We start from the raw sequence: 15,540 nt of genomic DNA, 5'->3' as shown, positions 1-15,540 counted from the left end.
CCAGAGAATGGCGGGTGACAGCGCCTGTCACCTCTTATATCCGGTGAGACATGGACAGCGTTGCGACTGAGCACAAGGCCGAGGTGGACGATCGTTTCGACACTGCGCGGATCACCGCCGCGGTCGATGCGCTTGCCGAAAAGCACCAGGGGCGCGAGGACGCATTCCGCACGGCCATGGCGCAATTGCTCAAGGCCGAGCTGATCGCGGCACGCGCCGCGGCACAGGAAATCCTCCTGAAGGACCGCCACGGGAGGCGCTGCGCCGAGCGGCTGTGTCACGTGCAGGACGAGATCATCCGCATCCTGTATTCGGCGGCGACCCGCCATCTCTACCGCTCGCCGATCCCGAGCGGCGCCGAGCGCATGGCGGTGGTCGCGACCGGCGGCTACGGCCGGGGCCTGATGGCGCCCGAATCCGACATCGATCTGTTGTTCATCCTGCCCTACAAGCAGACCGCCTGGGGCGAGCAGGTCGCCGAAGCCATTCTCTATTGCCTCTGGGACATGGGGCTGAAGGTCGGCCACGCCACGCGATCGGTGGACGAGTCGATCCGGCAGGCGCGCGGCGACATGACCATCCGCACCGCGATCCTGGAAACGCGCTTCCTCACCGGCGACAAGCCGCTCTATGAGGAGCTGGTCGAGCGCTTCGACAAGGAAGTCGTGCAGGGCACCGCGTCCGAATTCGTCACCGCCAAGCTCGCCGAGCGCGAGGAGCGCCATCGCCGCGGCGGTCAGTCGCGCTACCTGGTCGAGCCCAACGTCAAGGACGGCAAGGGCGCACTTCGCGACCTGCACACGCTGTTCTGGATCGCCAAATACGTCTACCGCGTCCGCGACACCGGCGAGCTGGTCGAGCGCGGCGTGTTCGATGCGCAGGAATACCGCAGCTTCCGCCGCTGCGCCGATTTCCTCTGGTCGGTGCGTTGCAATCTGCACTTCTACTCCGGCCGCGCCGAAGAGCGTCTCTCCTTCGACCTCCAGCGCGAGATCGCGGTGCGGCTCGGCTACACCTCGCATCCCGGCATGCAGGACGTCGAGCGCTTCATGAAGCACTACTTCCTGGTCGCCAAGGAAGTCGGCAACCTCACCGCCATCCTCTGCGCCAAGCTCGAGGACCAGCAGGCCAAGCCCGCGCCGGTCTTGAGCCGGATGATGGCGCGGCTGCGGCCGACCGCGGCGAAGCGGCGCGTCCCCGACAGCGACGACTTCATCGTCGACAACAACCGTATCAACGTCGCCGCGCCCGACGTGTTCAAGCACGATCCGGTCAATCTGATCCGGATCTTCCGTCTCGCGCAGAAGAACAACCTCGCCTTCCATCCGGATGCGATGCGCGACGTGACGCGGTCGCTCGGCCTGATCAACGCGCAGATGCGCGAGAATCCCGAGGCCAACCGGCTGTTCATGGAGATCCTGACCTCCGACAACGCCGAGATCGTGCTGCGGCGGATGAACGAGACCGGCGTGCTCGGCCAGTTCATCCGTGCCTTCGGCAAGATCGTCTCGATGATGCAGTTCAACATGTATCATCACTACACCGTCGACGAGCACCTGATCCGCTGCATCGGCTTCCTCCAGGACATCGAGCGCGGTGGCATCGAGGAGTTCACCCTCGCCAGCGACCTGATGCGCAAATCCCGGCCCGAGCACCGGTCGGTGATCTACATCGCAACACTGCTGCACGACGTCGCCAAGGGCCGGCCGGAGGACCACTCGATCGCCGGCGCCAAGGTAGCGCGGCGGCTGTGTCCGCGGCTAGGGTTCAGCCCGGCCGACACCGAGCTCATCGCCTGGCTGATCGAGGAGCATCTGACGATGTCCACGGTCGCGCAGTCGCGCGACCTCTCCGACCGCAAGACCATCGAGAATTTCGCCGCCGTGGTGCAGTCGGTCGAGCAGATGAAGCTGCTGACGATCCTGACCACCGCCGACATCCGCGGCGTCGGTCCCGGCGTGTGGAACGGCTGGAAGGCGCAGCTCTTGCGTTCACTGTATTACGAGACCGAGCCGGTGCTGACCGGCGGCTTCTCGGAAGTCGACCGAGGCAAGCGCCTCACCGCCGCCTACGCCGAATTCCGAAATGCCTTCGCCGAATGGCCGGCGGAGGAACTCGATGCCTATATCGGCCGGCACTATCCGGCCTACTGGCTCAAGGTCGAACTGCCGCGAAAAATTCGGCACGCCCGCTTCGTTCGTTCCAGCGAACAGGCCGGCCACAAGCTCGCGATCAATGTCGGTTTCGACGAGGTGCGCGGCGTCACCGAGCTGACGATCTTCGCGGCCGACCATCCCTGGCTGCTGTCGATCATCGCCGGCGCCTGCGCGTCGGCCGGCGCCAACATCGTCGATGCCCAGATCTATACTACGACCGACGGGCGCGCACTCGACACCATCTCGATCTCGCGCGAATACGACCGCGACGAGGACGAGGGACGGCGCGCCACCCGCATCGGCGAGATGATCGAGGACGTGCTGGAAGGCAAGCTGCGGCTGCCCGAAGTGGTGGCGCGGCGCACGGTGCGCAGCAAGGCGCGCCCCTTCGTGATCGAGCCGGAAGTCACCATCAACAACCAATGGTCCGACCGCTACACCGTGATCGAGGTGTCCGGCCTCGACCGGCCCGGCCTGCTCTACGAGCTGACCACCGCGATCTCGAAGCTCAACCTCAACATCGCCTCAGCCCATGTCGCGACCTTCGGCGAGCGCGCCCGCGACGTGTTCTACGTCACCGACCTCCTGGGCGCGCAGATCAGCGCGCCGACCCGGCAGGCCGCGATCAAGAGCGCGCTGACCCATGTGATGGCCGGCGACAAGGCCGTCCAGCCGGCGGCGTGAAGAGCGTTCGCGCACCTCCGTTCTCTTGTCATTCCGGGGCGCCGCGCAGCGGCGAGCCCGGAATCCATCGAGCCACCGGTGACGCGGAGAAATGGATTCCGGGCTCGCGCTTCGCGCGCCCCGGAATGACAGGTGACTAAACCTCCACCCCCTCATGCCGCAGCAGCCAGCGCTTGCGCTCGAGCCCGCCGCCATATTTCACCAGCGAACCATCCGCGCCGATCAAGCGGTGGCAGGGCAGCACCACGCTGATCGGATTGGAGCCGTTGGCATGACCGACGGCACGAATGGCTTTTGGCGAATCAATCTTTGCGGCGAGTGCGCCGTAGCTCATCGTGGTGCCGGCGGGGATGTGAGCCAGTGCGTTCCAGACCTTCTGCTGGAACGGCGTGCCGGCGATACGCCATGCGATGGCCGAGAGCTGACTGAGATCGCCTTCGAAGTAACCGGACAGCGCCGTCCGCATGGATGCAGGCGCAGGCCGATCACTGAGACCGACTGCACCGTAGTGCAAGCGTAAGAGCTCGCGCATGCGATGCTCATAGTCTTCCCAGTCCAGTGCACGTAGCGCACCCTCGGCATCGATGACGAGCAAGGCAATCCCGATCGGCGTCGTCAGGCGATCGAGGCCGAAGCTTGCAGACGGTTTGGTTGATCGCCCGGGCATGGTGGCACCATTGCATCGAAACATGCATCGCGTTTGACACGCCGGCCGTGCTATCGTCCACCCGAAAGCTGACGCTGGGGGAGCTCAACTTGATCCTGATCGCCAATGTCCTGGTGGCGCTGGTCGCCACACTGCACGTCTTCTTCCTGATCCTGGAGATGTTCCTCTGGGACAAGCCGCAGGGCTTGAAGGTGTTTCGCAACACGCCGGAGAAGGCCGAGATCACGAAGGTGCTGGCCGCCAATCAGGGCCTCTATAACGGCTTCCTCGCCGCCGGCCTGATCTGGGGTCTCGTCCACGGCAACCCGGCCTTCGCATTCCAGATCAAGGCGTTCTTCCTGCTTTGCGTGATCGTGGCCGGCGCCTATGGCGCTGCGACCGTCAGCACCCGCATCCTGATGGTGCAGGCCCTTCCGGCGGCGGTCGCGCTGGTTGCGTTGTTCCTGGCCTGAGACGCCTGACCCGGGACTCCCTGGCCTGAGACGCTACGGCGCAGCGCTGCGATCCTTGCGCGGCGGCGAAGCTTCCTCCACAATCTTCGGCAGCGATGGCGACCGTTGCAATCAACGGGAAAAGACCATCGGCCGAAAATTCCGTCAGGAGGAACAACCAATATGACCAATCGCAGAGCTTTCTTAGCTGCCACGACAGCGCTCGCCTTCGCGTTCTCCGCGAACCAGGCCTTCGTAAGCCAAGCCTTCGCCCAGAAGAAATACGACACGGGGGCGACCGACACCGAGATCAAGATCGGCCAGACCGTGCCGTTCTCCGGCGCCTACTCGGTCTACGCCAATATCGGCAAGACCCAGGCCGCCTACTTCAAGATGATCAACGATCAGGGCGGCATCAACGGCCGCAAGATCAATCTGATCCAGTATGACGACGCCTATTCGCCGCCGAAGACGGTGGAGCAGGTGCGCAAGCTCGTCGAGGGCGACGAGGTGCTGTTCACCTTCCAGCTCATCGGCACCGCGGCCAACGCCGCCGTGCAAAAATATCTCAACGGCAAGAAGGTGCCGCAGTTGCTGGCCTCGACCGGCGCGGCCCGCTTCAACGATCCCCAGAACTATCCCTGGACCATCGCCTACAATCCCAACTACGTGTCCGAGGGACGCATCTACGCCAAATACATTCTCAAGGAGCATCCGAACGCCAAGATCGGCGTGCTCTACCAGAACGACGACATGGGCCGCGACTATCTTGCGGGCCTCAAGAGCGGCCTCGGCGACAAGGCCGCCAGCATGATCGTCGGCGAGGTCTCCTACGAGGTCACCGACCCGACCGTCGATTCCCAGGTGGTCAAGCTGAAGTCGATGGGCGTCGACGTGTTCTTCGATGCCTCGACGCCGAAATTCGCGGCACAGGCGATCAAGAAGCTCGCCGACCTCGGCTGGACGCCGGTGCACATCCTCGACATCAATGCGAGCCCGATCTCGGCGACGCTGAAGCCGGCTGGCCTCGACATCTCCAAGGGCATCATCTCGACCCAGTACGGCAAGGAGCCCAGCGATCCGCGGTGGAAGGACGATCCCGGCGTGAAGGCCTTCTTCGCCTTCATGGACAAGTATTTCCCGGAAGGCGACAAGCTCAACACCGTCAACACCTACGCCTATTCGGTGGCGGAGCTGCTGGTGCAGGTCCTGAAGCAATGCGGCGACGATCTGACGCGTGAGAACATCATGAAGCAGGTCGCCAACATCAAGGACTTCACGCCGAGCTTCGCGCTGCCCGGCATCAAGATCAACACCGGGCCGAACGACTTCCGCGTCAACAAGCAGATGCAGATGATGAAGTTCAACGGCGAACGCTGGGAGCTGTTCGGACCGATCATCGAGGACACGGGACCGTCGGGCTAGTCCCGATCTCGTAAGGTGGGTTACGCCCAGCGGACTGCGCTTCGCGCAGTCCGCAAGGCTATCCCACCCTACGAACGCCCACCTTGCGTCGCAACAATCGTTCCTCCACACTTGCCCTCAGCGATGGCATCGGACGCGTAGTGCGGCCGGCAGATCATCGGCAAAAACAAACTGAGGGAATTGCGAATGAGGAATGGAAAGCTGCATCTGGCCACGGCGCTTGCTCTGGCGCTGTCGATTTCAGCGGCCAATGCCCAGAAGAAATATGATCCGGGCGCCAGCGACACCGAGATCAAGGTCGGACAGACCATGCCGTTCTCGGGGCCGGCGTCGGCCTATTCGTCGATCGGCAAGACGCAGGCCGCCTATTTCAAGATGATCAACGACCAGGGCGGCGTGAACGGCCGCAAGATCAATTTGATCCAGTATGACGACGCCTATTCGCCACCGAAAGCCGTGGAGCAGATCCGCAAGCTGGTCGAGAGCGACGAGGTGTTGCTGACCTTCCAGATCATCGGCACGCCCGTGAACGCGGCCGTGCAGAAATATCTCAACGCCAAGAAGGTGCCGCAGCTGTTCGCGGCGACCGGGGCCTCGAGGTTCACTGATCCCAAGAACTTTCCGTGGACCATGGGCTTCAATCCCAATTACTTCGTCGAGGGCCGCATCTACGGCCAGTACATTCTGAAGGAGCATCCGAACGCCAAGGTGGGCGTGCTCTATCAGAACGACGACCTCGGCAAGGACTATCTGAACGGCATCAAGGCCGGCCTCGGTGACAAGGCCGCCAAGATGATCGTGACGGAAGCCTCCTACGAGGTGTCCGATCCCACCGTCGATTCGCAGGTCCTCAAGATCAAGGATGCCGGCGCCGACCTGTTCTTCAGTGCGACGACGCCGAAGCAGGCCGCGCAGGCCATCAAGAAGATCGCCGAAATGGGCTGGCATCCGGTCCAGATCGTCGACATCAACGCCACCTCGGTCGGCGCGGTGCTGAAACCCGCAGGCCTTGACGCCGCCAAGGGCCTGATCAGCGTCAACTACGGTAAGGAACCGCTCGATCCGACCTGGAAGGATGACCCCGGCATGAAGAAGTATTTCGACTTCATGGCGAAGTACTATCCGGATGGCGACAAGGATTCGAACTTCAACACCTACGGCTACAGCACCGCGCAGCTGCTGGTGCACGTGCTGCAGCAGTGCGGCGACAACCTGACGCGCGAGAACGTCATGAAGCAGGCGGCGTCACTGAAGGACGTCGCCAGCGACACTGCGCTGCCCGGCATCAAGGCCAACACGTCGCCTACCGACTACCGCGTCAACAAGCAGCTTCAGATGATGAAGTTCAACGGCGAGCGCTGGGAGCTGTTCGGCCCGATCCTGGAGGACGCGGGCCCGGCGGGTTAGGCGAAGAGTTCTGAAATGCAATCGGCGGCCTGCGGGCCGCCGATCTTTTGGAGCGATCCCCGTCACCCCTTAGGAGGTGGCCGCTTCTTCAGCGGCCCTCGATGGGCGACGGCCCGCTGGTGGCCGCACATCCTTCGAGGCTCCCGGCGCGATGCTTTGCATCGCGCCACTCGCACCTCAGGATGACGGACGGAGATCACCGATTTGGCGGCCTACTCCGGTATCTCTCCAAAATTCTTCCCGATCCGCAGCACGGCGTGCCGGATCAGCCGTGAGTCCTCGACGGCGGCCTGACGGTGCTTCACAGCCTCGCGGTAGACGGGATCGCGGATCATCTCGACGAAGGCTCCGACATCAGGATATTCGGCGATGAAGCAATGGTCCCAGCGCTCCTCCTGCGGACCGATCAGCATCAGCTCGAACTTGCCCTGCCAGATGATGCGGCCGCCGAGGCGTTCGAACACCGGGCCGCTCTCGCGGCCATAGGCCGCGTAGGCTTCGGCGCCGCTCGCCTTGCGGCCGTCCGGGTAGGCCGCCTCCTTGCGCAGGCGCACCAGGTTGAGCATGTGGATCGGACCCGGGCGGTCATTGTCCCGGAATTGCGCGAAGATCTCCTTGGTCGGATCGATATGGCCCATTTGGGTTTCCTCTGCGTGTTTCCTCGTGTTTTATGCCGGCGATCCTAGCTCCGTCATCCAATCAGCGGAACTGCGGCGGGGGAATGCCGCACCTCCTAATCGGGCGTTAAGGTCTGGGTAACCGGGCCTTAAACAGCGACCGCTAGCGTGCGGCGGGGCGGGCTGACCGGGCGTTTTTGCGTATGGCGTGGGGAAAGAAAAAGGGTGGGCGGAAGGAGCCGCTGTTCGGCTTGCCCGCGGCGCTCGCCGATCTGCGCCTGACCGCGGCGGATCGCATTCCCGGCGGCGACGACAAGCCGAAGAAATCGACGAAATCATCCGCCAAGCGCAAGGGCGAGGATTCCGGCGACGAGCCGCCGCGCGAGCGGAAAGCGCCAGCCAGCCGCAGCGGCGCCAAGCGGCGCACCAACTCACGTATTGGCGCCAGCATCGGCCGCCTGGTCTATTGGGGCGCGGTGCTCGGCCTGTGGGGCGCGATCGCTCTGATCGGCGTCGTGATCTATGTCGGCGCCCATCTGCCGCCGATCCAGTCGCTGGAGATTCCCAAGCGGCCGCCAACGATCCAGATCGTCGGCATCGACGGCAGCATGCTGGCGCAACGCGGCGAGATGGCCGGCGCCAATGTCTCGCTGAAGGATTTGCCGCCGTATTTGCCGAAGGCTTTCATCGCCATCGAGGACCGCCGCTTCTACTCGCATTTCGGCATCGACCCGATCGGCATCCTGCGCGCCCTCGTCACCAACGTCATGCATCGCGGCGTCTCGCAGGGCGGCTCGACGCTGACGCAGCAGCTCGCCAAGAACCTGTTCCTGACCCAGGAGCGCACCATGCAGCGCAAGCTGCAGGAGGTGGAGCTCGCGATCTGGCTCGAGCGCAAGCACTCCAAGAACGAGATCCTGGAGCTCTATCTCAACCGCGTCTATTTCGGCTCCGGCGCCTACGGCGTCGAAGCTGCCGCGCAAAAATATTTCGGCAAGTCGGCGAAGAACGTCACGGTCGCCGAGGCCGCAATGCTGGCCGGGCTCGTCAAATCGCCCTCGCGCCTTGCGCCGAACCGCAACCCCGAAGGCGCCGAAGCCCGCGCGCAGATCGTGCTCGCGGCGATGGCGGACGCAAAGTTCATCACCGACGCGCAGGCGCAGGCCTCGATCGGTCATCCCTCCTACAATGTGAAGCCGGTCGGCGCCGGCACGGTCAATTACGTTGCCGACTGGATCGGCGAGGTGCTGGACGATCTGGTTGGCCAGATCGACGAGAGCATCAAAGTCGAGACCACGATCGATCCGAAGCTGCAGAGCGTGGCGGAAGCCGCCATCATCGACGAGCTCGCGGCCAAGAGCGTGAAGTTCAATGTCAGCCAGGGCGCGCTGGTGGCGATGACACCTGATGGCGCGGTGCGCGCCATGGTGGGCGGGCGGAACTATTCCGAGAGCCAGTACAACCGCGCTGTGACCGCCAGACGCCAGCCGGGCTCCTCGTTCAAGCCGTTCGTGTACCTGACCGCGCTCGAGCAGGGCCTGACGCCTGATACGATGCGACAGGACGCGCCGATCGAGGTCAAGGGCTGGCGACCCGAGAACTACACCCATGAATATTTCGGCGCGGTGACGCTGACGCAGGCGCTGGCGATGTCGCTCAATACCGTCGCCATCCGTCTCGGCCTCGAGGTCGGACCGAAGAACGTGGTGCGCACCGCGCACCGGCTCGGCATCTCCTCCAAGCTCGAGCCCAACGCCTCGATCGCGCTCGGCACCTCCGAAGTCTCGGTGGTCGAGCTGGTCGGCGCCTATGCGCCCTTCGCCAATGGCGGTCTCGCGGTGGCACCGCATGTCGTCACGCGGATCAAGACGCTGGGCGGCAAGCTGCTCTACATGCGCCAGCCTGAGGAGCGCAATCAGGTCATCGACCCCCGCTATGTCGGGATGATGAACGCGATGATGCGCGAGACGCTGATATCAGGCACCGCCAAGAAGGCCGAGATCCCCGGCTGGCCCGCGGCCGGCAAGACCGGCACCAGCCAGGATTACCGCGACGCCTGGTTCATCGGCTACACCGCGAGCCTCGTCACGGGTGTCTGGCTCGGCAATGACGACAACTCGCCGACCAAGAAGGCGACCGGCGGCGGCCTGCCGGTGGAAGTGTGGTCGCGCTTCATGAAGGCGGCGCACGAAGGCGTGCCGGTCGCGGCATTGCCAAGCACACAAGGTGGCTGGGGCCTGTCGAACCTCGCGCAGGCGGCCTCGCAGGTGTCGCCGCCGACAGCGGCAGCGCCCGGGCCGGCACCCGCAAGCAATGGCGGCTATCGTCCACCGCCGACGCGCGCCAATGCGCGGCCGGAAGCGGCGGCGGGGCTCGACGGCTGGCTGATGGACCGGCTGTTCGGCGGAAACCGATAGGCTCGGGCTGAGGTCTCCATGACCTCAAAACAAAAACTGCGAAAACAACCCCATGCACAGTAGCCGAAGATAACGAAATCAACGGCTTGCAGAGGCAGCCCAGACGCCTGAAGCACGTGCCTGGAAATCAGCGGCATCGCTTCGGCAAGTCCTGCCCAGCGCGGCAAAATTCGCCGCGCCCCGGAACTCGCCTAAAGCAAAAACTCCAATCCCTTCAAGCTCCCGTCAGCGGCCCGGGATTTGCTCTCATAAGTTGAACGAGTGTCTGGGAGCGTTCCATGATTTCAAATCTATCCAGCGCGGCGCTGCCGCATCTGCGGCCCGCTTCAGCATCCACTTCAAATGCGAGGTCTGGTCTTCAGGCGGTGGCACCGGATGCGACCGACGCGGCAACCAGCGGCTTCCGGATCGACCTCTCGCAGGTCAAGCCGCTGTCAGGCGCCAAGGTCATATCGGCCGCGGATGATCCCGTCCTGCATGACCTCATGGCAACGCATTGGCTGATCGCGCACGAGACGAATGCACCTCAGTCGGTCGTCGCGGACAATGCGCCGGAGAATACCTACGCGCAGGTGAAAGTGGACGGCAAGGTGGTGGCCACGCTGTACAACGGCGGATCCTCGGCCATGACCAACCTGGCGGGCGCGAGGATCGGCAAGCTGGAAGATCCTCCCGGCTTGAGCGGACCAGACCTGGCGCAGTGGCGCGCCGACAATTACGCCAGGCTGCTTGGCGGCACCGTCGAAAAGGCGCCCACCGCGATCACGCAATCGCAATGGACACCGCGTGAAAGCAGTTCCACGACCTACAGCCGCGAGCAACTCGACGCTGCGTTCCAGGCGATGCTGGCCGAGGGCCAGAAGGCCAGCGCGCAGCGGCAATCGTCCTATCTGGCGTCAGGCGCGCAAGCGGGGACGAGTGCGGATTTCAGTGCGTGAGCGGAGTCTGAAGCCGGCTCATTCTCAACTGTCATTCCCCGCGAAGGCGGGGAGTCCAGCATTCCAGAGACATCGAGATTCATAACGACTGCCGCGGCTTACTGGGTCGCCCGGTCGAGCCGGGCGACGACAGCGACGGTTAGGCGACAGCGCCCCTAATCCTCGACCCCATACCGGTGCAGATCATTGCCGTAGGTGTCGAGCCACTTCTTGGCGCGCTCCATCGACGGGCAGACTTTTCCGCACACGCGCCAGAACCGCGCCGAGTGGTTCATCTCGACGAGATGGGCGACTTCGTGCGCGGCGAGGTAGTCGAGCACGAAGGGCGGCGCGAGGATCAGGCGCCAGGAGAACGACAGCGAGCCGGCCGAGGTGCAGGAACCCCAGCGGCTGGACTGATCGCGGATCGACAGGCGCTTGACCCTGACGCCGAGCTCGGCGGCGTAAGCCTCCGCCGAACGCTGGAGGTCGCGGCGCGCCTCGCGCTTGAGGAAGTCGCTGACGCGGCGATCGACATGCTCGAGCCCGCCGGCGACGCAGAGAATGCGTTCGCCGCTATCGCGCGTCTCAGTCCACACCGTGCCGCGCGTGCCAGCGCGATGAACGATGCGATGCGACGTGCCGCGGAGCGGTATCACCGTGCCCGGCTGGAACGGCGCGGCCTTCGGCAAGCGACCGAGGCGCGCCGCGATCCACGCACCGTGGCGCTGCGCAAAGTCTTTTGCCTCGGCCAGCGTGCCGCGCGGCGGCATGGTGAGGATGGCTTCGCGATCGCTCGGATGAATTCTCAGGGTGTAACGGCGCGCGCGGCGGTGCCGGCGCAATCGGATGGCAAAATATTGCGATCCATGGGTGATCAGGACGGTCTTGGGTTCGTGGGGCCGCCGATAGAGGAGAGCGCGAGTGGCCATGTCTGTCAGTCCGGGGGGCAGGAGGGCGCCCGGATTTTGCCATAACCGCCGCCAGGGAAAGCGCTCGGCGCAAAAACAAATCATTTGCCCAATATACAGCGGTCTGACGTCCGGGAGACCCTACAGACTGGGGTTGGAACCGTCTTTTTTCGCCCCCGCTGGACGCATGCGGCATCCCCAAGAGGTGAGGGAGGACTCACTCCTATAAAGCTACCTAAATACCGCGAATCTGGAGAGAACCAGGCCCGGCCGGAGCCTCCGGCGGGGCCTGGATTTTCGACGGGAAAGCCGAAAACGAAGGTTATTCGGCCGCGAGAGCCTGCAATGAGCTCGGATTCGCAGCTGAGACCATGAAGTCATGGATTCGCGGAACGATTTCCGATTTGAAGCGCGAGCCGTTGAACACGCCGTAATGTCCAACGCCCTTCTGGACGTAATGAACGCGGCGATGATCGGGGATCGAGCTGCACAATGTGTGCGTCGCTTCGGTCTGACCGAGACCCGAGATGTCGTCGTTCTCGCCTTCGACCGTCATCAACGCCACGCGCGTGACCTTGGAGGGATCCACGCGTGTTCCGCGATGGGTCATCTCGCCCTTCGGCAGCGAGTGTTTCACGAACACGGTGTCGACCGTCTGCAGGTAATACTCGGCGGAGAGGTCCATCACCGCGAGATATTCGTCATAGAACTCGCGATGCTTGTCGACGAGGTCGCCGTCGCCCTTCACCAGATGGGCAAAGAGCTGCTTATGGGCGTCCATGTGGCGGTCGAGATTCATGCTGATGAAGCCGTTGAGCTGCAAAAATCCCGGATAGACGTCGCGCATCATGCCGGGATGCGGGAACGGCACCTTGGTGATGACGTGGTTGCGGAACCAGTCGATGCCGCGCTCCTGGGCGAGATTGTTCACCGCCGTCGGGTTGCGACGGGTGTCGATCGGGCCGCCCATCAGCGTCATAGAGGTCGGCACGAAGGGATCGCGCCGCGCTTCCATGATCGAGACGGCGGCGACCACGGGCACGGAGGGCTGGCACACCGCCATGACATGGGTGTTGCCGCCGAGGACGTGCAGCATCTCGATGACGTAGTCGATGTAGTCGTCGAGATCGAAGCGGCCATCGCTGAGCGGCACCATTCGGGCATCGGCCCAATCGGTGATGTAGACCTCATGCGCGGGCAGGAAGGCCTCGACCGTGCCGCGCAGCAGCGTCGCGTAATGGCCGGACATCGGCGCCACGATCAGCACGCGCGGCTGCGGGCTGCGCAGGGGACGAGCGAACTTGCGATCGAAGTAGAGCAGCCGGCAGAACGGCTTTTCCCAGACCGAGCGGATCTCGACGGGGACGCGGATGCCGTTGACCTCGGTGTCGTTGAGGCCCCATTCCGGCTTGCCGTAGCGGCGCGTGGTGCGCTCGAACAATTCGCAGGCCGCGGCGACCGACTTGCCGACCTCGGTGCGCGCCCAGGGATTGAGAGGATTCTGGAACAGCAGCTTGGTCGCGTCAGTGACCGCACGTGCCGGATTGAGAGAGGCGTGCGCCATCTCGTACATCCAGTACATCGGCGTCGTCAGGACCGGACTGCCTTCTGCAGCCAGGGGCGGTGCGCCGCCAAACTCACCAATAGGCATCGCTATATCCCTCTTCGCATCGCAGCATACTGCCGAATGCGCAATATTGCGTCAATGCATGGTTCCGTACATCTACGGAGCCGAAGCGGCTAAACCAGCCTGAATCCACGGGAAAGTGACGTTATTCACCGCCCGACAGCAGCGAGCCGTGCCGTTTGGCGCTGCGCAAAAGGGCAAGGAATGATGCAAAAGATGCAACCAGAAAGACGGCGTTGATGGCCAGCGCCTCCAGCATCAGATCGGCGCGGAAGGTGTTTTCGATCAGCAGCGCGCGCATTCCCTCGAAGCCATAGGTCGGCGGCAACGCCCAAGCGACGTATTGCAGCCAGACCGGCAACACGCTGACGGGGTAGTAGACGCAGGCGAGCGGCAGGATCGCGAACATCAGGGTCCAGACGATACTCTCGGCGCCGAGGCCGTTTCGCAGCACGAGACCCGACACGAAGATGCCGACCGACCAGCTCGTGAAGATCAGATTGCAGAAGAATGCGATCAAGGGCAGGCCCAGGGCATAGACGTTGAAGTGAAACATGAACAGGGCGAGCAAGGTCATCGGAATGATCCCGATCGCAAGCCGGATCAGGCTCATGACCATCAGCGACAGCAGAAACTCGATCGGCCTCAAGGGGCTCATCATGAGGTTGCCGATGTTGCGCGCCCACATCTCCTCCAGGAACGAGATGGAGAAGCCGAGCTGCCCGCGGAACAGGATATCCCAGAGGATGACGGCGCCGATCAGCGTGCCGCCGGCGCGCGCGAAGAAATTGGAATTCTCGGCGATGTAATACTGGATGAAACCCCAGGTGATGACCTGCAGCGCCGGCCAGTACAGCAATTCGAGCAGCCGCGGCCAGGACGACAGCAGGAGGTACCAGTAGCGCAGGATCATCGCGCCGATGCGATGGACGGAGATGCCGCGGTGGAGGGGGATGTCGGTCATCGCGCGATAACCTGGCCCGGATGGGATCTGTCATCCCGGGGCGCGACATCGTCGCGAGCCCGGGATCCATAACCACGAAACTCAATTTGGCGAAGACTCGGAGTGACCCGTCTCGCCTCGCAACCGCCGCCTGTGATTATGGATTCCGGGCTCGCGCTCCGCGCGCCCCGGAATGACAGACCTCCATCCGGGCTACGAATACGGGTACGACCGCTCACCTCGCCGCCTCCTTCGCACCGTTCACCCGGCCGCGCGCGACGTCCAGAAACACCTCCTCCAGCGTGGTGCGATTGTAGCGCGCCATGATCGCCTCAGGCGTATCGTCGTCCTCGATGCGACCGCGCTTCATGATGATGACGCGGTCGCAGAGCCGCTCGACCTCGAGCATGTTGTGCGAAGCCAAAAGGATGGTGGCGTTGTTGTCCTTGCGATAACGCTCCAGGTGCGCCCGCACCCAGTCGGCGGTATCCGGATCGAGCGAGGCGGTCGGCTCGTCCAGCAGCAGCAGCTCGGGCCGGTTGACCAGCGCTTTGGCGAGCGCGACGCGGGTCTTCTGCCCGGCCGACAGCTTGCCGTTGGCGCGGTCGATGAATTCGGTGAGATCGAGATCGTCCGCGAGCTCGGCGATGCGGCCGGCGAGGTTCTTCACCGCATAGAGCTTGCCGAACACGGTGAGATTCTGCCGCACCGTGAGCCGCATCGGCATGTCGACATAGGGGCTCTCGAAATTCATCCGCCCCAGCACGGAAGCACTCTCCTCGGGCATCCGATGTCCGAGCACCTGCACGCGGCCGGAGGTCGGCAGCACAAGGCCCATGATCATCGCGATGGTCGTGGTCTTGCCGGCGCCGTTGCCGCCCAGAAGTCCGGTGATGCTGCCACGCGGCAACGAAAAGGAGATGTCGTCGACCGCTCGGGTCTGCTTATAGATTTTGACGAGGTGCTCGACCGCGATCGCCGCGGACGAGCTGCGCTCCGCGACAGTCGGCCGACTTGAAGCCTTGTCATTCTCGGTCATGCTGGTCGTTCTTCTGCTATTGCAGCGAATAGCGCAAGGCTTGTAATCCGGTGGTTCCGCGAGCCCAGCGTTTGTGATCTGGAAGGCACCCCCATTGGCCGATATGACTGAAATTGCTGCTTCCGACTTTCGCCACGCGCAGCGGCATATCCGCCTGGACACGATCCTGCGGCTGCGTTGGCTGGCGGTGCTGGGCCAGCTCGCGGCGATCTTCATCGTGGCGCAGGGGTTGGAATTCAACGTCGAGATCGTCCCCTGCGTCAGCATCATCGCCTTGTCGGCCGCGCTCAATCTGGCGC

12 protein-coding genes and 1 pseudogene are annotated in these 15,540 nt (G+C 63.7%); 7 read left to right on the top strand and 6 right to left on the bottom strand.

Going from position 1 to position 15,540, the window contains the following annotated elements; genetic code table 11:
• The first annotated feature begins 50 nt into the window (after positions 1-50).
• Positions 51-2,840 carry a [protein-PII] uridylyltransferase gene (locus IC66_RS0125045; protein WP_038949487.1) on the top strand — a complete coding sequence of 930 codons (2,790 nt, stop codon included), beginning with the start codon at positions 51-53 and terminating at the stop codon, positions 2,838-2,840.
• Positions 2,841-2,976: 136 nt separating this feature from the next.
• On the opposite strand, the gene IC66_RS0125040 is transcribed toward IC66_RS0125045, so the two are convergent.
• A complete protein-coding gene (locus IC66_RS0125040; RefSeq protein WP_038949485.1) occupies positions 2,977-3,507 on the bottom strand; it encodes a methylated-DNA--[protein]-cysteine S-methyltransferase in 531 nt (176 codons plus the stop codon).
• A 95-nt stretch (positions 3,508-3,602) separates the two neighbouring features.
• Between IC66_RS0125040 and IC66_RS0125035 the strand changes: the two genes are divergently transcribed.
• From IC66_RS0125035 to IC66_RS0125025, 3 genes are all read left to right on the top strand, one after another.
• Positions 3,603-3,959 carry a DUF1304 domain-containing protein gene (locus IC66_RS0125035; RefSeq protein ID WP_193374880.1) on the top strand — a complete coding sequence of 119 codons (357 nt, stop codon included), beginning with the start codon at positions 3,603-3,605 and terminating at the stop codon, positions 3,957-3,959.
• 162 nt (positions 3,960-4,121) lie between these two features.
• A complete protein-coding gene (locus tag IC66_RS0125030) occupies positions 4,122-5,363 on the top strand; it encodes an ABC transporter substrate-binding protein (RefSeq protein ID WP_038949483.1) in 1,242 nt (413 codons plus the stop codon).
• Positions 5,364-5,549: 186 nt separating this feature from the next.
• The gene (locus IC66_RS0125025; RefSeq protein WP_028139608.1) at positions 5,550-6,770 is read left to right on the top strand and encodes an ABC transporter substrate-binding protein; all 1,221 of its coding nucleotides are present in this window, start codon (positions 5,550-5,552) and stop codon (positions 6,768-6,770) included.
• Positions 6,771-6,982: 212 nt separating this feature from the next.
• On the opposite strand, the gene IC66_RS0125020 is transcribed toward IC66_RS0125025, so the two are convergent.
• Entirely contained in the window at positions 6,983-7,408 is a 426-nt protein-coding gene (locus IC66_RS0125020; protein ID WP_028139607.1) for a DUF1330 domain-containing protein, read from the bottom strand.
• 182 nt (positions 7,409-7,590) lie between these two features.
• Here IC66_RS0125020 and IC66_RS0125015 point away from each other — a divergent pair, with 182 nt between their 5' ends.
• Positions 7,591-9,804 (top strand): transglycosylase domain-containing protein, encoded by a 2,214-nt coding sequence (locus tag IC66_RS0125015; protein WP_038949482.1) that lies wholly within the window; start codon positions 7,591-7,593, stop codon positions 9,802-9,804.
• Between the two features lie 278 nt (positions 9,805-10,082).
• A complete protein-coding gene (locus IC66_RS0125010) occupies positions 10,083-10,742 on the top strand; it encodes a hypothetical protein (protein ID WP_038949481.1) in 660 nt (219 codons plus the stop codon).
• Positions 10,743-10,897: 155 nt separating this feature from the next.
• Here the strand turns inward: IC66_RS0125010 and IC66_RS0125005 are convergent, their stop codons facing one another.
• The 4 genes from IC66_RS0125005 to IC66_RS0124990 form a co-directional block, all read right to left on the bottom strand.
• Positions 10,898-11,737, bottom strand: coding sequence for a M48 family metallopeptidase (locus IC66_RS0125005; RefSeq protein WP_028139604.1), 840 nt, complete (start codon positions 11,735-11,737; stop codon positions 10,898-10,900).
• 217 nt (positions 11,738-11,954) lie between these two features.
• Positions 11,955-13,283 carry a polyhydroxyalkanoate depolymerase gene (locus tag IC66_RS0125000; protein WP_028139603.1) on the bottom strand — a complete coding sequence of 443 codons (1,329 nt, stop codon included), beginning with the start codon at positions 13,281-13,283 and terminating at the stop codon, positions 11,955-11,957.
• 121 nt (positions 13,284-13,404) lie between these two features.
• Positions 13,405-14,223 (bottom strand): ABC transporter permease, encoded by an 819-nt coding sequence (locus IC66_RS0124995; protein ID WP_038949480.1) that lies wholly within the window; start codon positions 14,221-14,223, stop codon positions 13,405-13,407.
• Positions 14,224-14,437: 214 nt separating this feature from the next.
• Positions 14,438-15,241 carry an ABC transporter ATP-binding protein gene (locus tag IC66_RS0124990; RefSeq protein ID WP_038949479.1) on the bottom strand — a complete coding sequence of 268 codons (804 nt, stop codon included), beginning with the start codon at positions 15,239-15,241 and terminating at the stop codon, positions 14,438-14,440.
• A gap of 103 nt (positions 15,242-15,344) precedes the next feature.
• Between IC66_RS0124990 and IC66_RS42660 the strand changes: the two are divergent.
• A pseudogene (locus IC66_RS42660) lies at positions 15,345-15,540 on the top strand (sensor histidine kinase); the annotation flags it as partial.

The sequence above is a fragment of the Bradyrhizobium genomosp. III genome, from assembly GCF_000261705.1.
Taxonomy (GTDB): domain Bacteria; phylum Pseudomonadota; class Alphaproteobacteria; order Rhizobiales; family Xanthobacteraceae; genus Bradyrhizobium; species Bradyrhizobium ottawaense.
The sequence above is the reverse complement of the archived record's forward strand: the minus strand, read 5'-3'. Positions and strand labels throughout refer to the sequence as shown.